Raw genomic sequence first — 25652 nt, 5'->3', positions numbered from 1 at the left:
CCGAAAAATCTGCGGGATGTCCGGAGGAATCGCGCATGTCCCGCAAGACGCAGCAGGCCCGCAGGCCTCCGCGCGGGAGGGCCTCAGGCCGCGTCTTCGCGCGCCCTGTCGGGCGCCGCCTGCAGATCGGCGAAGCGCAGACAGCAGACCCGCAGGAAAGAGGCGAAATTCTCCAGGTCATGGCCTTCGTCCATGGCCTCGTCGGAGAGCCGCCGCAGCAGTTGCGGCAGGTTCAGGGCCTCGCCGGCGGCGATCTCCTCCAGCTTCATCCAGAAGAGGCTCTCCAGCCTCAGGCTGGTGACCATCCCGTCCATGCGGATGGAGCGGGTGCGGCTTGCCCAGAGCTCCGGGTCCGCCCCGGCGAAGAGCTTGCACATCGGGGGCCCTCTCTGGCGGGAGAAATCCGCGCGGGGCGGAAAAAAGGGAGGGAGCCGCGAGGTCGTCGCGGCTCCCCCCGAGTTCTCGTCAGAGTTCGCCCGCCTTCAGCTTCGCGGCCAGATGATCCGCCTGCCGGATCGCCAGAGCGACGATGGTCAGCGTCGGATTCGCCGCTCCGCCCGTGGTCATGACCGAACCATCCGAGATGAAGAGGTTCGACACGTCATGAGCGCGGCCCCATTTGTCGCAGACGCCGTCTTCGGGACGTTCGCTCATCCGGCAGGTGCCGAGATTATGGGTCGAGGGATAGGGCGGCGTGCGATGCGAAGCCACGGCGCCGACGGCGTCGTACAGCTTCTGCGCATGGTCGTAGGCGTAATCGCGCATCGCGACGTCGTTGGCGTGGTCGTCGAAATGGACGTTCGCCGCCGCGAGGCCCCACTGATCGCGCGCCGTATCCGAGAGCGTGATGCGGTTGGTCGCCTGAGGCATGTCCTCGCCCACGATCCACATGCCTGCGGTGTTGGCGTAGGCCTCCATGATCTCGGTGAAGTCCGGACCCCAGGCGCCGGGCTCGACGAAGGAGGCCAGGAAGGACGGCCCGAGCGAAAGCGTCTCCATGTAATAGCCGCCGACGAAGCCGCGCGCGGGATCGTTCCCCGCCTCGTCGGCGATGATCCCGGCCATGGTCTCGCCGCGGAACATGCGCACGGGCTTGTCGAAGCGGGCGTAGACCGATCCGGTCATGTGGCGCATGTAGTTGCGGCCGACCTGATCCGAACTGTTGGCGAGGCCCTTCGGGAAGCGGTTGCTGTCAGAGAGCAGCAGCAGGCGCGCGCTCTCGATGGAGTTGCCCGCGACGCAGACCACCCGGGCCGCCTGACGATGCAGATTGCCTTCCTTGTCGACGTAGAGCACGGCGTCGGCCTTGCCGTCGGCGCCATGGGTGATGCGCACCACATGGCTGTCGGGGCGCAGGTCGAGGAGGCCGGTCTCCAGCGCGCGCGGGATCTCGCGCACGAGGGTCGACCACTTCGACTTGTTCTTGTCGCCCTGGAAGTTGAAGCCGTCCTGGATCGAGGCCGGACGCCCGTCATAGGGCTCGGCGTTGGTGGCGTAGGGGCCGGTGGCGTAGAGCTTGTAGCCCACCCGCTCGGCGCCGTTGGCGAAGACCTTGTAGTTGTTGTTCGCGGGCAGCGCGGGGCGGCCATGGCGATGGGTCGAGCCCATGGCGATCTCGGCGCGGTCGTAATAGGGTTCGAGATCGGCCAGCGTGATCGGCCAGTCCAGCAGCGAGGCGCCGGGAACGTCGCCGTAGGTGGTCTTCGTCTTGAACTCGTAGTCCTTGAAGCGGGGCGTCGCGCCGGACCAGTGGGTCGTCGAGCCGCCCACCGCCTTCACGATCCAGGCGGGCAGGCCGGGGAAGTCCTTCGCCACGCGCCAGGAGCCGCTGGTGGTCCGGGCGTCGAGCCAGGCCATCTGCTTGAAGGCCTCCCACTCGTTGTTGTGGTAGTCCTCGCTCTTGAGGAAGGGTCCGGCCTCCAGCACCACGCAGGGAATCCCGGCGGCGGTCAGCTCATAGGCGAGCGTGCCTCCGCCCGCGCCCGAGCCGATGATGACGACAGCGGCTTCGTCGTTTGCGATCTTCTTCATTTGCCCGCCTCATATTCCTCGATCCGCACTTCCGGCAGCCAGTCGAGATCGTTGAATCCCCGGTTGATGTAGCCGCCCTTGTCGAAGCTCGGGCCTTCGTAGCCGAGCAGGGCCCAGACCTCGGGGTCGTCGTAGAGCGCCACGAGCGCGGTGGCGCGGGTGAAGGCGAAGAAGGGCGTGTTCTCGATGCTCTTCAGATGCGCCAGAGCCGCCGCTTCGTCGTTGAGCCCGCCGAAGCCCGACTGGGCCAGCTCATGCAGCGCCGCAGCGAAGCCGAGCTTCTGCGCAGGCGTGCCGCTCGCCGCAGCCAGCACGGCGTCGGCGCTGCGCTGATAGACGGCGTCGGGGAAAGTCTTGTGCGGGAAAGCCGTCCTGACCACCTTGGCCAGCAGGCGGCGGCTGGCTTCGTCCTTGCCGGGGTCCAGCGCAAAGGCGTCGCGTTTCGTCGTCATGTTTTTTATCCTCCCATGAATTCCGGCCAAAGGCGGGCCAGGCGCCGTTCAGACGAAGCGCCCCCCTTTCTGGATCACCTCGATCTGGTAGCCGTCCGGGTCCTGCACGAAGAAGAACCGGGTCAGCTTGCGGCCCTGATGCTGGAAGTCGACCAGCTTGCGCGGGGCGAGGCCTTCCTTTTCGAAGCGGGCGTGTTCGGCGTCGACGTCGTCGACGACGAAGGCCGCATGGCCGTAGCCCTTGCCCAGGTCATAGGCTTCGGTCTGATCCTTGTTCACCGTCAGCTCCAGCTCGAAGCTGTTTTCGGCGTTGGACAGATAGATCAGCGTGAAGCCGTCGAAATCGAGCCGCTCCGCCACGGACAGCCCGAAGGCCCGGGCGTAGAAATCCACGGACCGGGCCTCGTCGAGCACCCGGATCATGCTGTGCACCAGTTTCGCCATTCGGCCTCCCTTTCCTCTTGCGCATGGATCTTCAGCCCCGATCCATGACCCTCCTCCAGATCCCTGCGACGAAGCGCCGGACGCCCGTCGCCGAGCCTCGCCGTCTGCGGGCGTCTTCCCCTCCGGCCGGGGAGAAGCGGAAGCGATCAGTGCGAAAGCTTCCGCCTCTCCGCCGGGCCCGGGGGAGGACGCTTACTGACGGCCCAGCTTCTCCGCGCCGCCGCCCAGAGCCGGGCCTGCGGTCGGATCGACGTATTCCTCCTGATGCCCGATCAGCGTCTCGGTGGTCAGGATCAGGGTCGCCACCGAAGCGGCGTTGGCCAGAGCCGAGCAGGTGACGAGCACGGGGTCGACGATTCCGGCCTCGATCATGTCGCGGAAGGTTCCGTTCGAGGCGTCGAAGCCCTGACCGTCGCCCGCCTTGACCACCGCCGCGATGACCGCGTTGGGGTCGCGCCCGGCGTTGATCGCGATCCGCGCCAGAGGCCGGGTCAGGATCGAACGCACGAGATCGACGCCGGCCTGCACGTCGCCGCTGATCGACTCGGAGAGGGCTTCGAGCGCGGGAGAGGCGTGGGCCAGAGCCGAACCGCCGCCCGCGACCACGCCCCCCTCGACGGCCGCGCGGATGGCGTGAAGCGCATCCTCGATCAGCTGGATCTTGCGCTTCTGCTCCACCGGGGTGAGGCCGCCCGCATGGATGACCGCCGTGCCGCCGGAAAGCTTGGCGAGACGCTCGCGCAGCTTGTCCTGCTCGATGTTCGGCGGGGCGATGTCGTATTGGCGCTGCACCTGCAGCCGACGCGCCAGGATGGCGCCGGGATCGCCTTCGCCCTTGATGACCGTGGTCTGGCTGGCCGAGGCCCGCACCTGGCGCGCGCCGCCGAGCTGCTCGCGGGTGACGTTCTCGAGCTTCTTGCCGAGATCGCGCGCGAGAACCTCGCCGCCGGTCAGGATGGCGAGATCGTCCATCTGGGCCTTGCGCCAATGGCCGTACTCGGGCGGATGCACGATCAGATAGCGGCCGGGCTTGGCCGCCTCCAGCAGCGTGACCACCACTTCGGGCGCGATCTCCTCGGCGACGACCAGCAGCGGACGCCCTTCGGCGTCGGCGATCCTGCGGGCGGCGTCCAGCTCCGAGGGCTTGAGGATCTTCTGGTCGGTCAGCAGGATCAGGGGGCGTTCGAGCGCCGCCTCCATCTCGTCCTGATTGGTGACCATGTGATGCGAGATGTAGCCGCGTTCGAAGGACATGCCTTCGATCACTTCGAGGGTGGTCTCCACCGTCACCGAGAAATCGGCGGTGATGATGCCGTTCTCGCCGATGCGGGAATAGGCCTCGGCGACGATGGCGCCCAGCTTGGGGTCGGTGGCGGCGATGTTGGCCACCGCCGAGAGCAGACGGGGATTGTCCTTGACCGGAACCGCCTGCCGACGCAAGGCCTCGACCACCGACCCCACGGCCAGATCGATGCCGCGGCAAAGGTCGATGGCGCGGGCGCCGCGCTCGGACTGGGAGACTCCCTGCTGGATCAGCGCGTTCGCAAGGACGATGGCGGTGGTGGTGCCGTCTCCGGCGACGTCGTTGGTCTGCATCGAGACCTCGCGCACCACCTGGGCGCCCATGTTCTCGAAGCGGTCGGGCAACTCGATCTCGGTGGCGATGGAGACGCCGTCGCGGGTGATCAGCGGCGTGCCGACCGGGCGGTCGATCATCGCGTTCAGGCCCTTCGGGCCCAGAGTGGGCTCGACCGCGGCGGCCAGCTTCGCGACGCCGCGCGCCAGGGCCCGTTGAGCCTCCCTGCTGTGAAGCAGCATGTTCGGCATGAAATCCTCCCTTTATGACCGGGCGCGTTGAACCGCGCCGGCTTCCCTTCATGGTGGCGAGATGGCTGGGTCAGCCTCGGCTGACGGGGCTCTCCTGGCTCGGACGGGGCGAAACGCGCCCCAGGATGAAATCGATCAGTTCGGGCTCTCCCCCCGACCGGTCCACCTCCTTGTAGCGGGTGGAGGCGAGGCCGCGGCACAGGGCGCCGTTGAACTCCATGTTGATGCGCAACGTGCGCAGCCGCATCAGATGTTCGCCCAGACCCCCGGCCGTCAGGGGTTCTCCGGACCAGGTGGTGAAGACCGGATCCTCCGGAGCGCAGGCCAGCCCCTCCGCGCGCAGCAGCTCGCGATAGCGCGGCTTCTGGGCGGCGGCCTCGGGCTGTCCGCCGAGGTCCAGGGCGTCGAAGCCCCTGAAGGTCAGCCCGGCGATGCGGGCCGGACTCCAGCCCATCGCGATCAGGCCGCGGATCACCGATTCCTGACGGCGCAGGAAGGCCTTCTCGCGAAAGATCTGGCGGATCTCGGAGAGATCGGCGCCTTCCGTCAGCTCGGCGAAGACCGCCTCGAAGGACCGGCCGCCGTTGACGGCGTCGTTGACCCGGTCGGCGAAGCAGTGATCCTTGAGCTCCACCCGGACCCGGCTGACCCAGCTCGGTTCGGAGGCGGCGCAATGGATGCCGTCGGCCATCAGGAAGGCGAAATTCGGCGAACACCAGTAGGAGGGCAGACGGAAGTCGACCTCGACCTCTCCGGCCTGCGAGACCTCCAGCCTTTCGACGAAGCCCATCTCCGTGATGGGTTCGTCCAGCTCGGGATCGGTGACGGCGGCCAGCCGCCTCCAGACTTCCCTCGCCCTGATGTCGTAGACGTGCGGCGCGTTCATGGGCTCACTCCGCCGCGATGCGAATGGGGGAACCGGCGAGCTCGGCCTTCTTCTTCTCCACGTCGATGCCGTAGAGACGGGCCGCGTTCAGGCCGAGGATCTTCTCCTTGATCTCGTCGGTCAGCCGCACGCCGCGTTCGGCGGCGACGTCCTCGGGGATCTGATAGGCCCAGAAGTCCTCGACCAGCCATTTCGGCGTCCAGATCGCGTAATCCGATCCGAAGAGGATCTTCTCGGGCCCGAGCCAGAACAGCAGCTCGGCGATGACCTCGCCGAAATAGCGCGGCCGGGGGTGGATGAAGGGCAGGGCCAGCGACAGGCCGGCGTAGACGTTGGTCTCCTGGGTGGCGATCCAGCAGAAGTCGTCCAGCCTGGGCAGGCCGCAATGCTCGACGATCCAGTTGAGGCCCTGGAAGTCGGTCGCCGCGTGATCGACGTCATGGACGTCGAAGGCGTCCTTCGAGAGCGGCAGGATGGTCGGGCCCTTGTGGACGTGGATGTTGACGATCCCCAGCTTCTCGCAGAGCTCGAAGCATTTGTAGGCGGCGGGATCGTTCAGCTTCCAGCCCTTGGAGGCCCCGTTCCATTCCGCCGTGTAGAGCTTCACGCCCGTGACGCCGAAGACCTCCTTCATGTAGTGGATGTACTCCAGCGCCCTTTCCCCGTCGCGCGGGTCGAAGGAGCCGTTGACGATGAAGCGTCCCGGATTGACCGCCGCCAGCTGGCTGGAGCGCTCGATGGAGCTGAAGCCTTCCTTGTAGAAGTCGCGCAGATAGGTCGACTGGATGATCGCCATGTCGTCGGGGCCTTCGACGAAGAGGTCGTTGTAGACCTGCTCCACCGGCTGCTTCTCGAACTTCGCCTTCTCCCAGAGCTCTTTCCTGGGCGAAAGATGGGCGTGATAGGCGTAGAGGCAGTCGATGAACTGCTTGCCGTGGATGTTGCGCTGGTTTTCCGGGCTTCCGTTCCAGAAATGCGTGTGGCAGTCCAGAACGAAGACTTCCCTGCCGTCAGGCGCACGGTACATGGCTCTTCCCCCTGATGTCGGCGTCTTGCGGTCTGCGGGCCGCGCGGGGCGGCCCGCATCCCTCTTCCGGGGCGGTTCAGATGTAGTCCATGACCTCATCCATGTCCCCGAAGAGGATCACGGTGTTGTCGTCGATGCGGACCATGCGGCCGTAGTGGGTGGAGGTGTTGACCTCGAAGATCTCGGCGGTCATCTCGCGGCCGAGATATTCGCTGATGTCGTCCATCTTGAAGATCAGCTTGCCTTCGCCGTCGATGCGGATGAGGGCGGGGTTGTAGGTGACCGTCACCTTCGGGTCCTGGTCCATGTATTCGGCGATGGCGCGGGCCTCGACCGAGTCGTTCATGGTGACGCCGCATTGATGCGAGATCGTCTGTTCGAAGGTGATGTCCTTCATGGACTTGAAGATGTTGCTCTTGGTGCTGTCTCGCGAGGTGCTGGACATGGGTTCTCTTTCCTCTCTCAGCGGCTCAGACCGACTTCGCCAAGGATCCGCGCGAGCCGCTCCTGAGAGACGGCCTGAGCGTCCGCGAAGGACACAGGCTTGGAATGCGGCTGCGACCAGATCGGCTGCAGCGCCTGAGCGGCCTTCGCCGCCAGATCGCCATGCTTCATCACCCAGGACTGGAAGAGCGCGCGGTTGTGGACGGCGTGCTTCTCGTCGTTGGCCAGGATGTGGATCAGGTCGATGGTGTTGGCGAGGTTGCGCTCGTAATCGGCCTCGGCGGCCGAGATCACCGGCGGGGTGATGAAGTCGCTGTTCGCCGCCGCCGCCTGCATCAGGAAGCCGGAGCGGAAGAGCTCGCCCACCATCGGCTCGAAGATCATGTTGATGGCGAAATACTGCTCCAGATAATCTTCGGCGCCCATGATCGCCTCGATGGCGTGGCGGGTGGGCTGCCAGATGGGATCCTCCATCCAGGCCCGCTTGCCGAGCTCGTCGTCCCAGCCCTCGATGTCCATGCCGATCTCGGCCAGATAGAGGGTGATGTCCTGAGCCAGACGCATCTTGTAGGAGGAGTTGGTCAGGGTGGCGTTGTTGATCATCTGGGTGTAGCCGTAGCGCTGGGCCTGCATCAGCGAGGTGCCCAGACCGAATTCGGCGTGTTTCCAGGCGCCCAGATGCGTCTGCAGCACGCGCTGCCACACCTTGTCGAAGACGAGATGCGCGCCGGCCTTGCGGGCGTTGGCGATCACCGCCTGGACCATGATCTCGATCTTGGACTGACGCTGGTAATGCGTGCGCTCCCACTCCTGATCGGGGGCGCGGAAGGCGTGCCAGTTCGAGGAGAGCGCTCTGGTGTTGTCCTTTTCGTAGGCGCCCTGGCCGTCGCCGAAGCTGATGATCCAGTTCTGGATCAGATAGCGCTCGGGATCGGGCTGCACGTCGACGGTGACGTCTTCGTAATGGGTGGCTCGCTTCCCGCGCGGCTCGAAGTAGTTGTAGCGGCGGCTGGCGGAGCCGACGAAAACCGCGGCGCCTGCGGCGCCCGAGCCCACGGAGCTTGAAGTGGCTGCCATAGATTTCTCCCTGGATGACGTTGTTCCTGGACGAGCGGTCGGGCCGGTCTCAGTGGCCCGACGAACCGGACGTCATGGTGAACTTGTCGTAGAAGACGCGCTCGCTGTCGTAATCGAGCATGAACAGCGCCGGAGCGAGGGCGTCGATCATCGGCGGAGGGCCGCAGGCGTAGACGTCGCCCTGGCCGTCGAGTCCCAGCTCCCGGAGCTTGCGCGACACCGCCTCGTGGACGAAGCCCCGCTCGCCCTTCCAGTCGCCGTCCTCGGGGACATGCGAGAGCACCGGCACGAAATGCACGTCCGGATGGGCGGCCATGATCTGCTCCAGCCTGTCGAGGTGGAAGAGGTCGGCCTCGGTGCGCGCGCCGTAGAAGAACCAGACCGGACGATCCTCGCCGCTCTGCAGATGGTCGTGCAGGATGGACCACACCGGCGACATCCCCGAACCCGCGCCGACCAGCACCACCGGCCCGTCCCGGCCTTCGCGCCGGAAGCACATGCCGTAAGGCCCGGTGACCGTCACTTGCGCTCCGGCCCGGATTCCTCCGTTGTCGAGTTCGTTGGAGAACTTTCCTTCGGGGTATTTTTTGATGATGAAGGAGAGTTTTTGGGTTTCGCTCGGCGGATTTGCCATGGAGAACGAACGCGTGATCGTCTCCCCTTCTTCGGTTGTGACGGTGATGTCGACATACTGACCCGCCCAGAATTTGATCGGCGCGTCGATCTCGATCTGAACGCCGCGGATGTCATGCGTCAGTTTCTGGAAATCGGTGATCCGGCCCTGGAAGGTCTTGAGCGGAATGGCCTTCGACAGGACCTCTTCGTCGAAGTTCATCAGTTCGACGGTCACGTCGTCCAGCGCCTTGGAGCGGCACATCAGGATGATGCCGCCTTCCTTGTCGGCGTCGTTGAGCGCGAAGGTGGAGTAGTTCTTGAGATCGACCTCGCCCTCGAGCAGCTGGCACCGGCAGGAGGAGCAGATCCCCTTCTTGCAGCCATGCGGCAGAGCTATGCCGTTGCGGAAAGCCGCGTCGAGGATGTACTCGCCTTCCTCGGCTTCGAACTCAAGCCCGACCGGCTCCAGCTTTATAGTGAAAACGTCTCCCATCCTGTCCGGCCTCCTCACCGTCAGTCACGTATTTTTTCACGTATTTTTTCGGTTGGGTTCGGGGGTGGCGGAGGCCGGGGCCGGCCTCCGCTCCTCCTCTGCGTCAGGTGCAGGGATTGATGGTGAAGCCCCGCTGGTACTCGGCGACATGGGCCGCGCGAGCTTCGGGGGTCATCTCGCGCAGGAGAGTCAGCGGCGAGAGGAGGGTGTGGCCGCGCACGTCGTCGAGCGTCCACATGTCCTTGTCGTCGAAGCGCAGGTGAGGCTGCGGAACCAGGGTCTTGCCGTCGTCGCGGACGAAGTTCAGGTCCTTGACCGCATCGGCGAGATCCCAGCCGTGATAGAGGGTCTCCCACTCGCGCTTGCCCGAGAACTTGCCCATGGCCGGGGTCGGACGGCCCTGATACTCGTTCGCGAAGGCCTCGACGGCGGTCCAGCGGTCCAGCTCATGAGCGAAGGTGTGGATCTGGCCGTCGATCTCGTCGGTCACCATGTCCTCGCGGATGAGGCAGGGAACCAGGCAGGACCAGCAGCGATGCGGATAGACGTAGCCGGTCTCCTCGTTGAAGGTGATGATCTTCTGACCGGGCTTCGAGAGCTTGGCGTACCACTTCCAGAAATCGCCGAACTTGGCGTACCAGCCGGGATACTTGTGCTCGAACCACTCGAAGTCCTTTTCGGTCTGGGCTTCGATGCGCCAGAAGTTCACCGGCCAGCCCACGGCGAAGAACTGCGCCGTCGCGTGGACGTAGTGCTTCTTGGTGATGCGGTTCCAGGCTTCGTGGACGTCGTCGTGGTGCACCTTGATGCCGTATTTCTCGAGGGGCAGCATGTAGGTGCGGTAGTAGTCCTCGAAGATCCAGCGGTGCCACATCTCCGCGTAGGATTCCTTGGCCTTGTCGCGGTTGGTGGTGCCGTATTCGATGAAGGTGCCGATGGCGGCGTCCACGATGGCGTGGTTCTGCCAGAAGGCGTAGCGCAGGTCGCGCTCGAGGAGGAGATGGTTCTCCGGCTCCTTCAGCGCGGCCATGAGCATCGAGTGGCCGTTGCCGATGTGGCGGCTCTCGTCCGACTGCACCGAGAGGAACACGGTGGGCAGCGCGTAGTCGCCGTTGCGGGCGGCTTCCGAGGGCATGGCCACGAAGAGCGTGTTGGTGAAGGCGGTCTCGGCCACGACGGTCAGATACATGCAGGCGGAGGTCATCACGTCGCCGGTGATGAAGCCCTCGCCGAACTGACGCCCGATGGTGGTGGCGTAGCACTTGCCGAAGGCTTCCTCGGTGATGTCGAAGCCGGCGGGGTCGATGTAGTTCTCCATGTACCACTTCTTCAGGTTCATCTGAATCGTGGAGTGACGGAATTCATCGACCATCTGCATGGTGAAGCCGGTGCGCAGGTCCTCGCCGGGCGCCAGACGGGCGACCATCGCCATGGAGCGCGCCGCCGAGATCTCGGGGAAGGGGATGATCGCCAGGAACAGCTTCATCCACTCGACCCAGCGGGGCTCGACGTTGCGGAACATGTCTCCGCGCAGGGCGGCGTCCAGCGCGCCGTAGACGCGGTTGTCCTTTTCCTCCTGCATGGGGAAGTAGGACCGCAGGACCTGCTTCATCGGGTCGCGCGGGGCCTTGGTGATCTTGTAGTCGGTGGGGAAGGTGGCGGCTTCCTGGACGTAGCTGGGGTTCCAGCCGAGGTCGGAAATCCGCTTTGTGGCCTCGCCCACGGCGATCCCGCGCTGGGCGGTGATCTTGTTGAGCGTCAGTTGGTTCATGCCATGATACTCCTGAGTCGACCGCTCCGGATCGAGGATCCGGCCGCGGCGGATGGTTGGCCCATCCGGATTGGCCCGGCGCAAGCGCCAGCTGTCAGGTCACGGCAAAGGTCACGGGCTGCGCGGCCGGAGGCTGGAAACAGCTGACGATCCACGTCGGCTGGCCCCCGGGTCCGCACGATAGTCCTCCCATTCCTTCGTTCTTGCGGGGCGCCGTTCTCCGGTCGCCGCCTTATTATGCGAGGGGACAATGCAGGTTGCGGGCCACATGGCCTGACGGAGAACGAAAATCCGCGATTTTTCCGTCAGGATCTTGTCAAGATATTGAAATGAAAAGTAAATAATTTTCATATTTCCGGCGTTCAGGCCCGACGCCGCGCGGCTTCCGGAGCCGCTGTCCGTCACATAACTTTACACCTGTAACATGGGGCGTCGATTTGTCGCGCAGAACTGTAAAGCAGAGCGTCGATTCGCCGCAAAGGGCCCGAGGCGCCGCGTCCGGCGCGTCTTGCGGCCGCGCGGGATCCTCCGGACGCTCCGGATCCTCCTGCGGCCGCCCGGTCGCGACGCGCCGCCGGAAAATGCTCAAGGCATGAAAAAAAGGGGCGGAACCTGCGTCCCGCCCCCTCTTCCTGTTCGTTCGGCTCCGGCTCAGAGGTTGTTCTTCGCCAGTTCGCCCGCGATGAAGTCAGCCTGACGGATCGCCAGAGCGACGATGGTCAGGGTCGGGTTTTCGGCGGCGCCGCTGGTGAACTGGCTGCCGTCCGAGACGAAGAGGTTCGGCACGTCATGGCTCTGGCCATGCCGGTTGACCACGCCGTCGCGCGCCTTCTCCGACATCCGGTTGGTGCCGAGGTTGTGCGTCGAGGGATAGGGCGGCGTCGGGAAGGTCCGGGTGGCTCCCGCCGCGCGATAGATCGCCTCGCCCCGCGCATAGGCGTGGTTGCGCATGGCGACGTCGTTGGGGTGATCGTCGAAATGGACGTTCGGCGCGGGCAGGCCGAACTGGTCCTTCTCGGTGGCGGAGAGCGCGACGCGGTTCGTCTCCTGCGGCATGTCCTCGCCGACGATCCACATGCCGGCCATGTTCTCGTAGCCGTCCATCGCCGAGGTGAAGCTGCGGCCCCAGCCGCCCGGATCGAGGAAGGCCGCCATGAAGGGAAGCCCCAGAGACAGCGTCTCCAGCTCGTAGCCCCCGACGAAGCCGCGCGAGGGATCGAGCCGGGCCTCGTCCTGGACGATTCCGGCCATGGTGGTGCCGCGCCACATCTTCACCGGCTTCTCGAAGACGCCGTAGACCGAGCCCGTGACATGGCGCAGGTAGTTGCGTCCGACCTGGCCGGAGGAGTTCGCCAGACCGTCGGGGAACATCGACGAGGCCGAGTTCAGCAGGATCCGGGGGCTCTCGATGGAGTTGCCCGCGACGCAGACCACGCGCGCCTTCTGGAGATGCTGCACGCCGTCCTTGTCGGCGTAGAGCACGCCCGTGACGCGGCCCTTGTCGTCATGCTCGATCTTCAGGGCGTGGCAGCGGTCGCGGACCTCCAGATTGCCGGTGGCCTCGCCTGCGGGAATGTCGGTGTAGGCCGACGACCATTTCGCGCCCCATTTGCAGCCCTGAAAGCAGAAGCCCGTCTGCTGACAGGCGATCTGCTCCTCGGAATCCACCGAACGGATCGCCATGCGGCCGGTGTGGACCTCCTTGTAGCCGAGCGCCAGGGCGCCCTTCTCCAGGATCTTGTAGTTGTTGTTCCCCGGCAGACCGGGCCTTCCGCCGGTGCGGGTCACGCCGAGCTTGGCCTCGGCCTTTTCATACCAGGGCTCCATTTCGGCGGCGTCGATGGGCCAGTCGAGCAGATTGGCGCCCGTGACATGGCCGTAGGAGCTGCGGGCCTTCCACTCATGCGGCTGAAAGCGCAGCGAGGCCCCCGCCCAGTGGATCGAGGTGCCGCCCACCGCCTTGACGATCCAGGCCGGAAGGCCCGCGAAATCCTTCGCCACGCGCCAGTCGCCCGAGGTCGTGCGCGCGTCGAGCCAGGCGAGCTGGGCGAAGCTGTCCCATTCGTCGTTGAGGTAGTCGTCGGGCAGATAGCGCCCTCCGGCCTCCAGCGAGACCACCTTGACGCCCTTTTGCGCCAGTTCGTTCGCCAGGACGCCGCCGCCCGAGCCGGTGCCGATGATCAGAACGACGGAATCGTCGTCGAGTTCGTATTTCGCAACCATGGTCCGCCCTCCCTCAGAGCCAGTTGATGTCGTCGAAGCCGCGATGCAGATAGCCGCCCTTGCTGAAGGACTCGCCCTCATAGCCGAAGATCGGCCAGACGGCCTTCTGGTTGTAGAGGCCGGTCACGAGGCCGCCGCGGATCTTCTGGAAGAAGGCGGAGTTCTCCATGGCGCGCAGCAGCGCGACGCGGTCGTCCTCCCAGCCGATGGAGAGGTAATCGGCGTGGCCCGCGCCCTGAGCGGCGGCGTTCAGCGCGGAGATCCCGGCCTCGATTTCGGGCGCGGCCTCGGGCGCGTCGTAGCCCTTGACGGCGATGACGTAGAATTCATCGGGGATGCGGTCGTGGGGGTAGATGTCGCGGGCCATGCGGACCAGGGTCGCCATGGTCTCCGGCTTGAGGGCGGCCGCCTCATAGGCCCAGGCGGCGTCGGAAGCGGCGATGAAGCCGCCGCCGATGATCATGCCTGCGGTCGCGGCCAGACCTCGGGACATCAGCTGGCGTCGGCTGAGGCCGCGCCTCTCGGTCGATGGGGTCATGCTGTCCTCCTTGCTGAGTTTCTTGCTGGGAGTCTTCCCCGCGGCGCCTCCGCTTCTCGAGAGCGGGAGGAGCCGTCGGATTCCGGAGCCTTCTCCGACCTGATCGGTCGGTTCGGAGGCTCCAGCATCTCTTGATCGCCGCGCAGTCCGGAAATCCCGGGTTGCGCCTCGAAGAGGGCGGGCTTGCGCCTGCTTGCGGATTTGGGTAACGGAAGCGCGCGATAAATTCTAATTACATTTTCCAAAGATCGAGATATGAAAAACTTATGACCAAGCTTTCCATGAAACATCTGCGCTATTTCGAGGCGCTCGCGCGGATCGGCCACTTCGGTCGAGCCGCCGAAGACCGCATGGTGTCGCAGCCGGCGCTCTCGTTGCAGATCAAGGAGCTTGAAACGTTGATCGGCGCGCCGCTCGTGGAGCGGGGGTCGCGCGGGATCCGGCTGACGCGGCTCGGCGAGGAGTTCGCCCGCCGCGCGCGCGAGATCCTGCAGGCCGCCCGCGATCTGGAGGAGATCGGCCGCGCGGCCCGGGGCCGCCTGATCAGCCCTCTGCGGATCGGAGTCATTCCGACCATCGCGCCCTATCTCCTGCCGGAGACGGTTCAGGAGCTGTCGCGTCGCCATCCCGATCTCGAGATCAGGCCGCGCGAGGCCGTGACGCACAAGCTCATCGCCGATCTTCTGAAGGCGCAGCTGGATCTGGTCGTGGCGGCGCTGCCGATCTCCGAACCTCTGCTGGCCGAAACCGAGCTCTTCACCGAGGAGTTCGTGCTCGTGCGCCCTCTGAAGGACGCCGGCGAGCCTCCGCCCGATCCTCAGACGCTGCGCGAAATGCGGCTGCTCCTGCTGGAGGAGGGCCATTGCTTCCGCGATCAGGCGTTGTCCTTCTGCGGGCTTTCCTCCTCGCCGCCCCGGGATCTGATGGAGGGCAGTTCGCTGTCGACTCTGGTGCGGATGGTCGGGGCGGGGATCGGCGTGACGCTGATTCCGGAGATCGCCGCTTCGGTCGAGACCCGCGCCGCCGCGGTCTCCCTGACGCGCCTGCCGCCGCCGAGGCCCTTGCGGCGGATCGGGATGCTCTGGCGCAAGAGCGATCCGCTCGTGGAGCATTTCGCGCAGGTGGCGGAAGTCGTGCGCCAGATCGGGGCCCGCTCGGCCGCCAGAGCCTTCCCCGGCAGCGGTGCGATCCAGGAGTGAGGCAGGGCGTCAGGATCGGGCTTCGGCCAGGATCCCGGCGGCTTCTTCGGCCTTCTCGGCGAGATATTCCTCAAGCTGGGCGATCAGATCGGCGTCGGCGCCTTCGGGAACGTAAGCCTGGAGATAACGCCAGGCGACGACGGCCGTCGCGTAATCGCGGATGCGGCGCGCTTCGCCTTCCGGAAAGAGCTTGTCCAGGATCGGCTCCAGCGTCTCGCGTCGCCAGGCGGCGCGGCTGGCTTCGGCCTCTGCGCGATCCTCTTCGTCCTCCTCGGCTTCGGCCTGTCCGCCGCGCCGCGCGTCCTCGCGGGCGAAGGCCTCCTGAGCTTCAAGCCAGAAGAGGGGCCCTCCGGCGCGGGGCTCCAGATCGAAGGCTTCGCCCTCGCCGGCCACCGCCATGAAGCGCCAGAGCATGTAGGACATCATGCTGGCGTGGGTTTCGGGCCCCTGCGGCGGAAAGATGGTTTTCAGGACCTGCTGGGATGCGAAAGGCGTCATGGCGGGACTCCGGAGAGGGGGGAGGGGGCGTCTTCAAGGACTCGACTATGGCCGGGAACAGCCGCGCGGGAAACAGGGGCGCCGCCTGGCGAGACGGTTTTGCGGCCTGACCAGACCGGATCCCTGGTTTCTGCGCCGCCAGATGGCATGGACTTCGTCAGGCGTTCCGCCGTCGAAGGTCGGGCATGGGCGCCGCCGGTTGGAGCGGTCGATCCGGGAACCGGCCTCGGCTGCGCCGCAGGGGTCAATGAGGCCATTATTCATCCAGAGGCCGCGCCCGTCCACGGAAATGCGGGCGCCGACCCGCCTTGATGGGTCGGTCCGGGCGACCTGGACGCCCTTTTCGATATGCAAGTCCTACTGGCCTGCCCCTATAGGGGCCAGTTTCAATCTTAATGCATGATCGGCTTTTGGGCCATCGCCTGAGCAGATGGCGGCGCTGATCCGCACGCTGGCGCAGCCCAGACGATAGCCTCTGGTCCAGGCGGTCCATATCCGAGTGATGAGTGCGGCCGTTCGGTGTTGGAGGAGCGCCGCCACGCATTGATGATGACCTTGGTCTCGGCGAGGCTGTGGAAGATCTCGCCGTCGAACAGCTCGTCGCGGAGCTTCGAGTTGAAGCTCTCGCAATAGCCGTTCTCCCAAGGGCTGCCCGGCTCGATGAATGCGGTCTTTGCGCCAACGGCCAGGGTCCCCTCTCCGCGGGACCTTGGCGATGAACTCCGGGCCATTGTCGGAACGAACATGGCCAGGCGCACCGCGCAGGATGAAAAGGTCCGACAGAGGCGTCGCTGAAGTCCTGAAGATGTCGCCGCAACTGATCATGGGCGTCGGAGTGGAAGCGGTTGAGGTCGCCTCCTTGATGGTGCGGTTCATCGGCTCGGCTCGGCTCGGCCTGGGCCTTGGTCCAAGGATGATTGATCCTGGTGAAGCGTCGCTCGACGCCATTCTCGCGGCGGCGCATTTCAAACATGTGGGTCATGATCAATAGGGCAACAGCCGATCGGAGCGCTCTTGAACTTTCTCTTCGCCTGTTTGCGCCTTCCATCTCAGGCGGACGGGAGGCGCCGTGCCGCTGCAGACAGCGATGCAGGGAAGACCGCGTTCAGGCGAGGGATCGTCGCCTGAAGCGCAGAGAGGCGGTCATCGAGCGCCAGCAGCCTGTGTTTGCGGACAGCGACGACGAGCGCCTCTTCTTCCAGCGACAACACCGTGGAATGCGGCTCTTTCGGCCCAGTCGGCAGATCTGCCGCTGAGCTCCGCTTCCTCCACTTCGCCACCGTCTTCTGGTTGATCCCGGTGCGGCTGGCCGGAGACCTCAGGCTCTCTTGACTCTGCTGGATCGCTCGACGGACCGCCGCTGTCGTCGTGGCGCTCCCATCGGGAACCTGACTGGAGTGCTCCCCGTTTGAGCTGACAGCTGGCTATGTGTTTTTCTCTCTGATGAACTCCCTCGGGGAGCGCATCTTGAGGGCGGAATGGGGATGGACCTCGTTGTAATCCTCGATCCATCCGGGAATTTGGCCGAGCGCCGTTTTTGCGTCTGGCATAGGGTTCACGCGCAGATAATCCCGCTTGAAGGTCTTCACGAAGGCCTCGGTCCTGCCGTTGGACTGCGGGCTCATGACCGGCGTGAAGCAGGGGACGAGGTTGAGGGCCGCTGCGAAGGCTTGGGTCTCCCTGGCGACATAGGGGCGCCGTTGTCAGAGAGATGCTTGACAGGCTTTGGCGCTTTGACGGCTCCGAAGCGGGTCTCGACGGCCTCCAGCATGAGATCGCGGATATCGGACCCGCTGACCTCCGATCCGCTGAGAACGGTGAAGGCAATGATCTCGCGGTTGAAGGCGTCGATGATGAAGACCATGCGATGACCTCGCCATTCCAGCAGGCGAACTCCAGAGCGTCCGAGCACCAGCGCAAGTTCGAGGCCTCGACCATGATCTTGCCGTCATGGTCGCGCCCTTTGACGGCGGCCGACCCAGAGCTTCAGCCGCACGCTTCATCGGGAAGCGCCCTGAGCCGACGACAGCGACCGCAAGATCGGTTGTTTTGACCCGCTTCCGGCCAGAGCTTCCCGAAGGATCTCCACCTCCATCGTCTTGCGGCCTGGAAGCCACTCAAGATCGCGGGCCCGATCCTCAAGACGCCGAAGGTCCGAAGCGCCCACGACAGGTTCATCAGAAGCCACAGCCGCGATCCCCCCTCGCTCGACAACCGACGCCAGCGATTTAGAAGGTTCGCCGCCACCCCGTTGCGCCGCGCGACGGAGGAAACCGTCGCACCGGGCTCGAAACTCTCCTCGATGATCCGAAGCTTCGCCTCCGTCGGCCAGGACCGCCGACGGGCCGTTCCCGTGATCACTTCAACCCGTCCATATTCGTCAGAACCTGTCCGGTAAAATCATGATTTTTCAAACGTCTTAGCGTGATCTTGCTCATGGTGAGGATGACGAAGGCCTCTGCCATTCTCGCGAGATTTTCGAGGTCGTTAGCGAGGCGGCGGTTGCGCCGGATCCAAGAGAGGGTGCGTTCGACGATCCAGCGCTTGGGGAGCAGGGCGAACCCCTTTGGGCCTGGGTCGGGTCGGACGATCTCCAGTTTCCAGTCGCCGATCCTGGCGATGGCTGCTTCAGCCTTCGGCCCCTGATATCCCTGATCGGCGAAGACGGTCTTGATGAAGGGAAATCGTCGTCTCGTCCAGCGGTTCAGCACGAGCGCCGCTCCGTCGCGATCCTGCACTGAGGCGGGATGGACGACGATCCACAGCATCAGACCAAGCGTATCGACCAGGATGTGGCGCTCGATTCCTTGGGTCTTCTTGCCGGCGTCATAGCCGACCGGATCGCGCCGAGGCCCCACTTTTCCGCCGATTTCACGCTTTGACTGTCAAGGATCGTGGCGCTGGGGCTGGCTTCCCGGCCCGCAGCCTCATGCAAAGCCAGATAGAGCGCCTCATGGATCCGCGCCAGGGTTCCGTCATAACCCCACAGGTCCAGACACCCCCAGACCGTGCTGCGCGGCGGAAAATCCTTGGGAAGATGGCGCCATTGGCAACCCGTCTCCAGAACGTAGAGCAGACCCTCGAGCACTCGTCTCAGGTCCACGCTCCGACGACGACCGCCCCGACGCGCTGCAGGAAGAAGCGGACAGATCAGAGCCCACTCCCCATCCGTCAAGTCGCTCGGATAGCGCAGGTCTCGGCGAGCGTGACGCTGGCGATCTGCAGGCTTTCACATCCCATCCTCCGTGAGCAAACACGGAAAATCTAAAAATCATAAACCATTATAAATCATAAAGGACTTCGAAGACAGTCTCTCAGAAATAAGTCTGTCCTCAAGGATATCCTTGAGGCTTTCATGCTCAGGCCACGTGTCCGGTCAAAACGGGGGCGATCTACTGAGCTTGCCTTCGGCGATCTGGATCTGTTGATTCCCTTGCAGTTCATCCCGAGGCAGCTGCAATATGTCTCCGTCGTCAGAGAAGAGAAGGTGGTTCAGGGTCGCCGCCAGATTCTGCGTACGTTCATCCCCGTCATTTCAGAAATGGGTTAGATCCCGGACCAGCCGATTACGGTTGTGCATAACTGAGAATGTGACTCTGGCGGGTCTGCGACGCCGCCGCAAATCTTTTAGACTCCATGTGCTCAGCAGCATGATGAACAAGCAGATCGCTGGAAAACTCGGGCTCAGCGAGATCGCTGTCAAAATCCATAGCCGCGTCATAATGAGGAAGATGGGCGCACATATGGTCGCCGAGCTCATGCGTCGGGCTGAGGGCTCAGGTCTTTTCGCAACGGCAAGCTGACGGATTCGAAGCAGCGAAGCCAGCATGAAGGGATCTCCAGCGAAAAGGTTCAAGCGAAGTGAAATTGACCCCCCCCCATGGCGATCTGGCCATGCAGGTCGAGGCACTTGGCCTCGGCGCCCCCGGTTTCGTGTTCTCTCATCCAACAACAGCGACTGACCGGGCGCAACGCTTTCTGGCCTCGGCGGATCCTGAAGAGCTTGCGGTCAATCCTTGGGTGACGACCGAATTTTCTGCGGCGCTGTCCATCAAGATGATGGCTGGGTCAGATCGGTCTGGAGGAGCCCAACGCCGCGCTGGCGGGGTTTCGGCGTCTGATCCTGAAGGCTTTTGAAAGTGCTACCGGTGGAGACGGCCGGCTTCGCCGCCGCCGCCCGGTTCTCTGACCAATATGCTCTGGGTTTGAGGGCGGGAGAGGCGCTGCATCTGGCGATCGCTGCGGAGACTGGCGCCACGCTCGTCAGTCTGGACAAGCGCCTTGTCGAGTTTGCTTGAGCGCTCTCGAATTGGCTCGCCAAGCCGGGCGAGGGTCTCACGTTTCAGGCTTCGGCAGATTGGGAATGCTGGGTGGTTCCTGCATGTCGATGCTTAAGAGCCTGGTCCATAATTCTATGAGCAGCTGCAATACCTTGCGAGACGTCTTGTCGTGAAGCGAATGTGGGCGACGTCGATCCAGGCCTCATCGGATGCTGTGGAGGCTTCCCAAGATTTTGCGAGGCGCCTGCATCTGCCGAGCCATGCGAAGATCCTTTCGACCACCCATCGCTTTGGGACGACCTCGAAGCCCTCGGCGACGTCGGAGCGCCTGACGATCTGCAAAACCCAGTCGCCGATCTTCTGGATAGCTTCCTCAGCTTTGGGCCAGCATAGCCGCTGTCGGCGAAGACATGGCGCAGCCATGGACAGAGATGGCGGACGGATCTGAGGAGGAAAGACACGCCGTCCCGATCCTGAAGATCGGCGGAGTGGACCCTGCGGCCAAAGACCAGACCCAGCATATCGACCAGGATATGGCGCTTGCGGCCCTTGACCTTCTTGCCCGCGTCGTAGCCGCAACTCCCTCCGGCTTCTGTGGTTTTCATGCTCTGGCTGTCGATGATTCCCGCCGTCGGCTGGGCTTGTCGCCCTTCCAGCCCCCGCGTCGCCATCGCCAGATGAAACCGCAGCACCATAAGCACGCCCCTATCGCGCCAGTCGTCAAAATACCGTTTCACCGTCGTGCGCGGCGGGAAATCCTTCGGGAGCATCCGCCACGGACAGCCGCTGCTCGCCACATGGAGGATCGCGTTCATCACCTCCCGAAGGTCCGCCTCACGGGGGCGGCCGATCCGCCAAGGTCTGGGGAGACAGGGCGCGACCAAGGCCCATTCCTGGTCGGTCAGATCGCTTGCATAACGCGCAGCGTCCCACCGATAATCCCGGCGGGCGGCTTCAGTCCAGGTCATCAGAGGCTCCGTTCAGTCACGCAACCGAACAGAACCACAACCTCCTGAAACCGCTCAATCCTTTATAGCCTTTATAGGCCAGGCTCTCAGCCTGATAAAGTATTTCAGATCGGGATCCTGGACGAGAAATCACCCACTGCGCAAAAATTGACGCCCACCATAAACGTGAGCACGCACTGGATCAGGCGGCTGTCAGCCTTCCCTACGTTCGCGGAACTCCTCGGCGCGGATGCCGTGACGCGCCAGCTTGTCGTAAAAGGTCTTGCGCGGCAGATTCAGCCGCTCCATGGCGCGGGCGGCGTGGCCTCCCGTGGCCCGCAGAGCCTCCCGCAGGAGGCTCGCCTCATAGCGCGCCACCATCCCCGCGAGATCCGTCGGACCCTCCTCGGCCGTCTCGACGGGCTCGTCCTCCAGCGGCGCCCCCAGAGCCTGAACCTCGGCGAATTGCCGCAACTCCCGGGCGTTGCCCGGCCAGCCGTGAGCCGTCAGCCGCGCCTGAGCCTGAGGCGTGATCCTCGGGACGGGAAGATTCAGCCGCTTGCAGGCCGCCAGAAGGAAATAACGGAAAAGGATCGGCGTATCCTCGCGCCGCTCCGCCAGAGCGGGAACCTGCAAGGTCACCCCCGCGAGCCGGTGATGCAGATCGGCGCGGAAGCGCCCCTCGGCGGCCAGAAGCTCCAGATTCTCCCGCGTCGAGGCCAGGACGCGCATCTCCAGAGGACGGGGCGTCGCCGCGCCCACGGGCCAGAACTCCCGCGCCTCGATCACATGCAGAAGACGCGCCTGCAAGCCGGGCGGCAGCCTGTCCGCCTGATCGAGGAACAGAGTCCCGCGATGGGCCTTCTCGATGCGCCCCCCGAGCCGCGCATGGCGAGGCGCCCCCGCATGGCCCGGCTCGGCGCCGAAGAATTCGAGGTCGAAGCGGGATTCGTCCAGCGCGTCGCAGGCGACGTGCAGGAAGCCCCGCCCTCGCCCCTCGGCGTGGATCGCGCGCGCGACCGCCTCCTTGCCCGCTCCGGCGGGGCCGGTGATCAGGGCGTCCACGCCCGCCTCGCCGATGCGCGCCACGGCCTCGCGCAGACGCGCCGTCGCCGGGCTCGCCCCGAGCAGCTGATGCGGCGCGACGGAATCCGCCCTCATGGCCCGCAGCCGACGGTTCTCCATCACCAGAGACCGCGCCTGAGCCGCGCGCCTCAGGGCGGCCGCGAGCTGATCCAGCCCCACCGGCTTGGTGAGGAAATCCCAGGCCCCCGCGCGGATCGCCTCCACCGCCATGGCGATGTCGCCGTGGCCGGTCATGAGGATCACCGGCAGATCCTCGTCGATGGCCTGCACGCGCCGGAAGAGCTCCAGCCCGTCGAGCCCCGGCATCCGCACGTCGGTCAGGATCACGCCGGGATAATCGGCGGTCAGGCCCTTGAGGGCCTCGGCGCCGTCGGAGAAGCCTTCGGCCCGGAAGCCCGCGATGCGCAGGGCCTGCATCTGGGCCGCGAGAAGGTCGGCGTCGTCGTCCGCCAGCCGGACGAGAGGGCGTTCGGTCCTGTCGGTCATGCGCGCGGAAGCCTCAGGCGGAAGGTCGCCCCCGCGCCGGAGCGCGGCGGATCGGCGGTCAGGTCTCCGCCGAGATCGCGCGCGATGTCCCGCGAGATCACCAGCCCGAGCCCGAGCCCGTCGCTCTTGCTGGTGGCGAAGGGCGTGAAGATCTGCGCGGCCATGGCGGGGCTCAGGCCCGGCCCGTCGTCCGAGACCGCGATCTCGACCTCCTCGGGCGCGGCCGCCACCGTGATCCGGATCCCGGGATCGGGAAGGCCCGAGACGGCGTCCTGAGCGTTCTGGAGCAGATTCACCAGAATCTGCTCCAGCCGCACGGCCTCGGCCCGCACGCGCAGATCCGGCGCGAGCCCCTCGACGCCGATCCGACCCCCCTCGGCCCTCCGGCGCGAGGCCGTCAGCAGGAGGGAGGCCTCCACCGCCTCCTTGACCGAAACCGGCCCGACGCCGCCCGTGGCCTTGCGGGCGAAGCCGCGCAGATGGGCGATGATCTCGGCGATGCGGTCGGACATGCGCGCCACGCCCCTGAGGTTCTCGCGGGCCTCCTCGGGGTCGGCGGGCAGAAGCGCCATGCCGTTGTCCGCGAGGAGCCGGATGGTCGCAAGGGGCTGGTTCACCTCATGGGCGATGCCCGCCGTGACCTGACCCAGAGTCGCGAGCTTGTTGGCCTGCTCCAGATCGGCCTGCATCCGCTCCAGACGCTCCTCCGCGCGGCGGCGCTCGCGCATTTCGGCGGTGAGGTCGCGGGTGCGCTCCTCCACCGCCCGCTCCAGAGCCTCGCGACGACGCCGCGCCCGGCCCACCCGCAGCAGCAGAGCCCCCAGCGCCAGCAGAAGCCCCGAAGCGCCCGCCGCCGTCAGCAGCCCCGCCCGCCAGGCCGGAGCCTCCGGAGCGGCGAGCGTCAGCGACCAGCCCTCCGCGCCCTGCACGGGTCGTCGCGCGAGGATGAAGCCGCGCAGATCCGGCGGCGCGCCGAAACGCGTCGAGGGATCGGAGGAGAGCGCCACCAGACCCGCCCCATCCGTGACGTAGGTTCTGTCGGAGCCCCGGGCCCAGGCCTCCTCCAGCGCGTCGAACTCCATCTTCACGACCACCACGCCGAGGATCCGCGCTCCCTCGCGCAGGTCATGCGAGAGATAGAGGCCGGGGCGTCGGCTGACCGAGCCCAGAGCGAACTCCAGCGCGAGGCCCTTCTCCATCGCCTCGGAGAAATAGGCGCGGAAGCTGTAATCCTGACCGACGAAGCTGACCTCCTCCTCCCAGTTCGAGGCGGCCACCGCCACGCCTTCCCGGTCGAGGAGATAGATCACCGTGCTGCCGGTCTCGGCGCGCAGCCTTTCGAGCTTGCGCGAGGCGGCTTCCTCGGCCTGCGGCGAGGGCCGCGCCAGAGCCTCCCGCGCCAGGCCGTCGTCGGCGAGGACGGCGGCCACGGCGCGCTGGGTGGCCATGACGCTCTCCAGAGCCTGGGCCCGAGACAGCGCCGCGATCTGCGCCTGTTCGGCGATGCGCGCCTCGGCGCCCTGACGCCCGAGGTGGAAGGCGAGCGCCAGAGCCCCGACCGTCGCGACGATCAGGAGGCGCAGGAGCGCGCGGCGCGAAGGCGGCGGCCCGGAAGGAGTCATGGAAGGGCGGCCATGGAGCGATCCCCGATGTTTCGTTTTTCACACTAGCATCCGGGAAATATGTGGAAAAGCACACATGAATCCGCGGCGATTCCAGGCGACGCGCAAGAAAATCAAGGAATTGAGGCCTGAAACCTCTTTTCTGCGTCTGGGGCGGCCCTCCTGCTTTCATGACGGAACGACGTCACCCATGGCGACGGAGAATCGCCATCCGAAATCTGGAGGAGACCTCAGTGCGGATCGATCCTGCTCAGGCGGCGCCTCACGCCGCGCGTCCGTTTTACCGGCATCTTTATGTTCAGGTCATCGTGGCCATCGTCCTCGGCGCGCTGATCGGCCATTTCTGGCCCAGCGTCGGCGAGTCCCTGAAACCCCTCGGCGACGGCTTCATCAAGCTGGTCAAGATGATCATCGCTCCGGTGATCTTCATCACCATCGTGACCGGGCTCGCGGGGATGGGCGACCTCAAGGGGGTCGGCTCGGTGGCGGGCAAGGCCTTCGGCTATTTCCTGTTCTTCTCGACGCTGGCGCTGATCGTGGGGCTGATCGTGGCCAACGTGGTGCGCCCCGGCGCCGGAATGCACATCGACCCCGCCTCGCTCGACGCCTCGGCGGTGCAGGGCTACGCCTCCCAGGCCCATCAGTCCACCCTGACGGGCTTCATGCTCGACATCATCCCCAACACCATGGTTTCGGCCTTCGCTCAGGGGAACATCCTTCAGGTGCTCTTCGTGGCGATCCTCTTCGGCGTGGGCGTGATCCTCGTCGGCGAGAAGGCGCGTCCGGTCGTCACGCTGCTGGAGGCCGCCGGAAGCGTGGTCTTCCGCGTGGTGGACGTCCTCATGCGCGCGGCGCCCATCGGGGCCTTCGGTGCCTTCGCCTTCACCATCGGCAAATACGGCGTGGGGGCCATCGTGAACCTCGCGGCGCTGGTGGGCACCTTCTATCTGACCTCGGCGCTCTTCGTGGTCGTGATCCTCGGGGCGATGAGCGCGCTCAACGGCTTCTCGATCTTCCGGCTGATCTCCTACCTCAAGACCGAGATCCTGCTGGTTCTGGGCACCTCCTCTTCCGAATCGGCGCTGCCCGCGCTGATGGAGAAGATGGAGCGCGCCGGATGCGCCCGCCCGGTGGTCGGCATGGTGGTGCCGACGGGCTATTCCTTCAACCTCGACGGCACGAACATCTACATGACCCTGGCGGCGCTCTTCATCGCGCAGGCCACCGACATCGACCTCTCGCTGGGCGATCAGATCATGCTGCTTCTGGTGGCCATGCTCTCCTCGAAGGGCGCGGCGGGCGTGACGGGCGCCGGATTCATCACCCTGGCGGCGACGCTCTCCGTCGTGCCGACGGTGCCGGTGGCGGGCATCGCGCTGATCCTCGGGGTGGACCGCTTCATGTCGGAATGCCGCTCGGTGACGAACTTCATCGGCAACGCCGTCGCGACGGTGGTGGTCAGCCGCTGGGAGGGCGCGCTCGACCGCGCAAAGCTCGACGCCGCCCTGAACGGCGCTCCTGCGCCCGCCGAGATCCCGCCGCCGCGCGATCTGCACGCCCCTGCGGGTCTGCGCCTGGGCGAGGCCAGCGCGGACTGACCTTCTCTCCCTGTCTTCTGGCGGTGCGGCTTCGGGCCCCTCAGTTCAATAAAGACTCCGGCCGAGCGTCAGGGAGCGCGGCAATCTTCATATTTTCCGTCAGTGAAG

23 protein-coding genes and 3 pseudogenes are annotated in these 25652 nt (G+C 65.4%); 5 read left to right on the top strand and 21 right to left on the bottom strand.

All coding sequences use genetic code 11. The annotated features are described in order from the left end of the window. Positions 1-83 precede the first annotated feature (83 nt). From PHN62_RS15545 to PHN62_RS15485, 13 genes are all read right to left on the bottom strand, one after another. The gene (locus PHN62_RS15545; protein WP_300152236.1) at positions 84-377 is read right to left on the bottom strand and encodes a ribbon-helix-helix domain-containing protein; all 294 of its coding nucleotides are present in this window, start codon (positions 375-377) and stop codon (positions 84-86) included. A gap of 88 nt (positions 378-465) precedes the next feature. After that, entirely contained in the window at positions 466-2031 is a 1566-nt protein-coding gene (locus PHN62_RS15540; protein ID WP_300152234.1) for a GMC family oxidoreductase, read from the bottom strand. Next, positions 2028-2483 carry a hypothetical protein gene (locus PHN62_RS15535; protein WP_300152232.1) on the bottom strand — a complete coding sequence of 152 codons (456 nt, stop codon included), beginning with the start codon at positions 2481-2483 and terminating at the stop codon, positions 2028-2030. The genes PHN62_RS15540 and PHN62_RS15535 overlap by 4 nt, the downstream gene beginning before the upstream one ends. Before the next feature lie 48 nt (positions 2484-2531). Then, positions 2532-2927 (bottom strand): VOC family protein, encoded by a 396-nt coding sequence (locus tag PHN62_RS15530; protein WP_300152230.1) that lies wholly within the window; start codon positions 2925-2927, stop codon positions 2532-2534. Between the two features lie 192 nt (positions 2928-3119). Beyond that, complete coding sequence (locus tag PHN62_RS15525) at positions 3120-4754, bottom strand: molecular chaperone GroEL (protein ID WP_300152228.1); 1635 nt, start codon at positions 4752-4754, stop codon at positions 3120-3122. Between the two features lie 70 nt (positions 4755-4824). Next, positions 4825-5640, bottom strand: a complete 816-nt coding sequence (locus tag PHN62_RS15520) for an iron-sulfur cluster assembly protein (RefSeq protein ID WP_300152227.1) — start codon at positions 5638-5640, stop codon at positions 4825-4827. Positions 5641-5644: 4 nt separating this feature from the next. Continuing rightward, a complete protein-coding gene (locus tag PHN62_RS15515; protein WP_300152225.1) occupies positions 5645-6667 on the bottom strand; it encodes an amidohydrolase family protein in 1023 nt (340 codons plus the stop codon). A 76-nt stretch (positions 6668-6743) separates the two neighbouring features. After that, positions 6744-7112, bottom strand: coding sequence for an MmoB/DmpM family protein (locus PHN62_RS15510; protein WP_300152223.1), 369 nt, complete (start codon positions 7110-7112; stop codon positions 6744-6746). Between the two features lie 17 nt (positions 7113-7129). Next, a complete protein-coding gene (locus tag PHN62_RS15505) occupies positions 7130-8188 on the bottom strand; it encodes a toluene hydroxylase (protein WP_300152221.1) in 1059 nt (352 codons plus the stop codon). A gap of 49 nt (positions 8189-8237) precedes the next feature. Beyond that, complete coding sequence (locus tag PHN62_RS15500; protein WP_300152220.1) at positions 8238-9296, bottom strand: NADH:ubiquinone reductase (Na(+)-transporting) subunit F; 1059 nt, start codon at positions 9294-9296, stop codon at positions 8238-8240. Between the two features lie 103 nt (positions 9297-9399). Continuing rightward, positions 9400-11067 (bottom strand): aromatic/alkene/methane monooxygenase hydroxylase/oxygenase subunit alpha, encoded by a 1668-nt coding sequence (locus tag PHN62_RS15495; RefSeq protein WP_300152218.1) that lies wholly within the window; start codon positions 11065-11067, stop codon positions 9400-9402. Positions 11068-11718: 651 nt separating this feature from the next. Continuing rightward, complete coding sequence (locus PHN62_RS15490; protein ID WP_300152216.1) at positions 11719-13290, bottom strand: GMC family oxidoreductase; 1572 nt, start codon at positions 13288-13290, stop codon at positions 11719-11721. Between the two features lie 13 nt (positions 13291-13303). Then, complete coding sequence (locus tag PHN62_RS15485) at positions 13304-13828, bottom strand: Twin-arginine translocation pathway signal (protein ID WP_300152214.1); 525 nt, start codon at positions 13826-13828, stop codon at positions 13304-13306. Positions 13829-14094: 266 nt separating this feature from the next. On the opposite strand from PHN62_RS15485, the gene PHN62_RS15480 reads away from it, so the two are divergent. After that, the gene (locus PHN62_RS15480) at positions 14095-15027 is read left to right on the top strand and encodes a hydrogen peroxide-inducible genes activator (protein WP_300152212.1); all 933 of its coding nucleotides are present in this window, start codon (positions 14095-14097) and stop codon (positions 15025-15027) included. 9 nt (positions 15028-15036) lie between these two features. Here the strand turns inward: PHN62_RS15480 and PHN62_RS15475 are convergent, their stop codons facing one another. The 5 genes and pseudogenes from PHN62_RS15475 to PHN62_RS15455 all read right to left on the bottom strand — a co-directional run bounded on the left by PHN62_RS15475 (position 15037) and on the right by PHN62_RS15455 (position 18718). Continuing rightward, on the bottom strand, positions 15037-15525 hold the full coding sequence (locus PHN62_RS15475) for a hypothetical protein (protein ID WP_300152210.1): 489 nt from the start codon (positions 15523-15525) through the stop codon (positions 15037-15039). Between the two features lie 392 nt (positions 15526-15917). After that, a pseudogene (locus PHN62_RS15470) lies at positions 15918-16308 on the bottom strand (integrase core domain-containing protein); the annotation flags it as partial. Between the two features lie 10 nt (positions 16309-16318). After that, positions 16319-16868: pseudogene (locus tag PHN62_RS15465) on the bottom strand (hypothetical protein); the annotation flags it as partial. An 81-nt stretch (positions 16869-16949) separates the two neighbouring features. Further along, positions 16950-17886, bottom strand: a pseudogene (locus tag PHN62_RS15460) (transposase). Next, positions 17883-18718, bottom strand: a protein-coding gene (locus tag PHN62_RS15455; protein ID WP_300152268.1) for an IS5 family transposase whose coding sequence is annotated in 2 segments (ribosomal slippage) — positions 17883-18370 and positions 18370-18718 — 837 coding nt in all. Because the reading frame shifts where the segments join, the coding sequence is not laid out codon by codon here. The pseudogene PHN62_RS15460 and the gene PHN62_RS15455 overlap by 4 nt, the downstream one beginning before the upstream one ends. 268 nt (positions 18719-18986) lie before the next feature. On the opposite strand from PHN62_RS15455, the gene PHN62_RS17465 reads away from it, so the two are divergent. The 3 genes from PHN62_RS17465 (at position 18987) to PHN62_RS17460 (ending at position 19823) form a co-directional block, all read left to right on the top strand. Further along, complete coding sequence (locus PHN62_RS17465) at positions 18987-19328, top strand: LuxR C-terminal-related transcriptional regulator (RefSeq protein WP_367187043.1); 342 nt, start codon at positions 18987-18989, stop codon at positions 19326-19328. 91 nt (positions 19329-19419) lie between these two features. Further along, on the top strand, positions 19420-19662 hold the full coding sequence (locus PHN62_RS15450; RefSeq protein ID WP_300152208.1) for a hypothetical protein: 243 nt from the start codon (positions 19420-19422) through the stop codon (positions 19660-19662). Positions 19663-19664: 2 nt separating this feature from the next. Continuing rightward, complete coding sequence (locus PHN62_RS17460) at positions 19665-19823, top strand: PIN domain-containing protein (RefSeq protein WP_367187042.1); 159 nt, start codon at positions 19665-19667, stop codon at positions 19821-19823. Positions 19824-19937: 114 nt separating this feature from the next. On the opposite strand, the gene PHN62_RS15445 is transcribed toward PHN62_RS17460, so the two are convergent. From PHN62_RS15445 to PHN62_RS15435, 3 genes are all read right to left on the bottom strand, one after another. Beyond that, positions 19938-20773 (bottom strand): IS5 family transposase gene (locus PHN62_RS15445; RefSeq protein WP_300152206.1). Its coding sequence is split into 2 segments (ribosomal slippage): positions 19938-20176 and positions 20176-20773, totalling 837 coding nucleotides; the frame shifts between segments, so codons are not numbered across the junction. A gap of 192 nt (positions 20774-20965) precedes the next feature. After that, positions 20966-22324, bottom strand: coding sequence for a sigma-54 dependent transcriptional regulator (locus PHN62_RS15440; RefSeq protein WP_300152204.1), 1359 nt, complete (start codon positions 22322-22324; stop codon positions 20966-20968). Next, positions 22321-23946: an ATP-binding protein gene (locus tag PHN62_RS15435; RefSeq protein WP_300152202.1), complete on the bottom strand. Its 1626-nt coding sequence runs from the start codon at positions 23944-23946 to the stop codon at positions 22321-22323. Before PHN62_RS15435 ends, PHN62_RS15440 begins: the two co-directional genes overlap by 4 nt. Positions 23947-24179: 233 nt before the next feature. Between PHN62_RS15435 and PHN62_RS15430 the strand changes: the two genes are divergently transcribed. Further along, positions 24180-25544 carry a dicarboxylate/amino acid:cation symporter gene (locus PHN62_RS15430; RefSeq protein ID WP_300152200.1) on the top strand — a complete coding sequence of 455 codons (1365 nt, stop codon included), beginning with the start codon at positions 24180-24182 and terminating at the stop codon, positions 25542-25544. The last annotated feature ends 108 nt before the right edge of the window (positions 25545-25652 follow it).

The sequence above is a fragment of the Neomegalonema sp. genome (assembly GCF_028688855.1).
Classification (GTDB): domain Bacteria; phylum Pseudomonadota; class Alphaproteobacteria; order Rhodobacterales; family Rhodobacteraceae; genus Neomegalonema.
The sequence above is the reverse complement of the archived record's forward strand: the minus strand, read 5'-3'. Positions and strand labels throughout refer to the sequence as shown.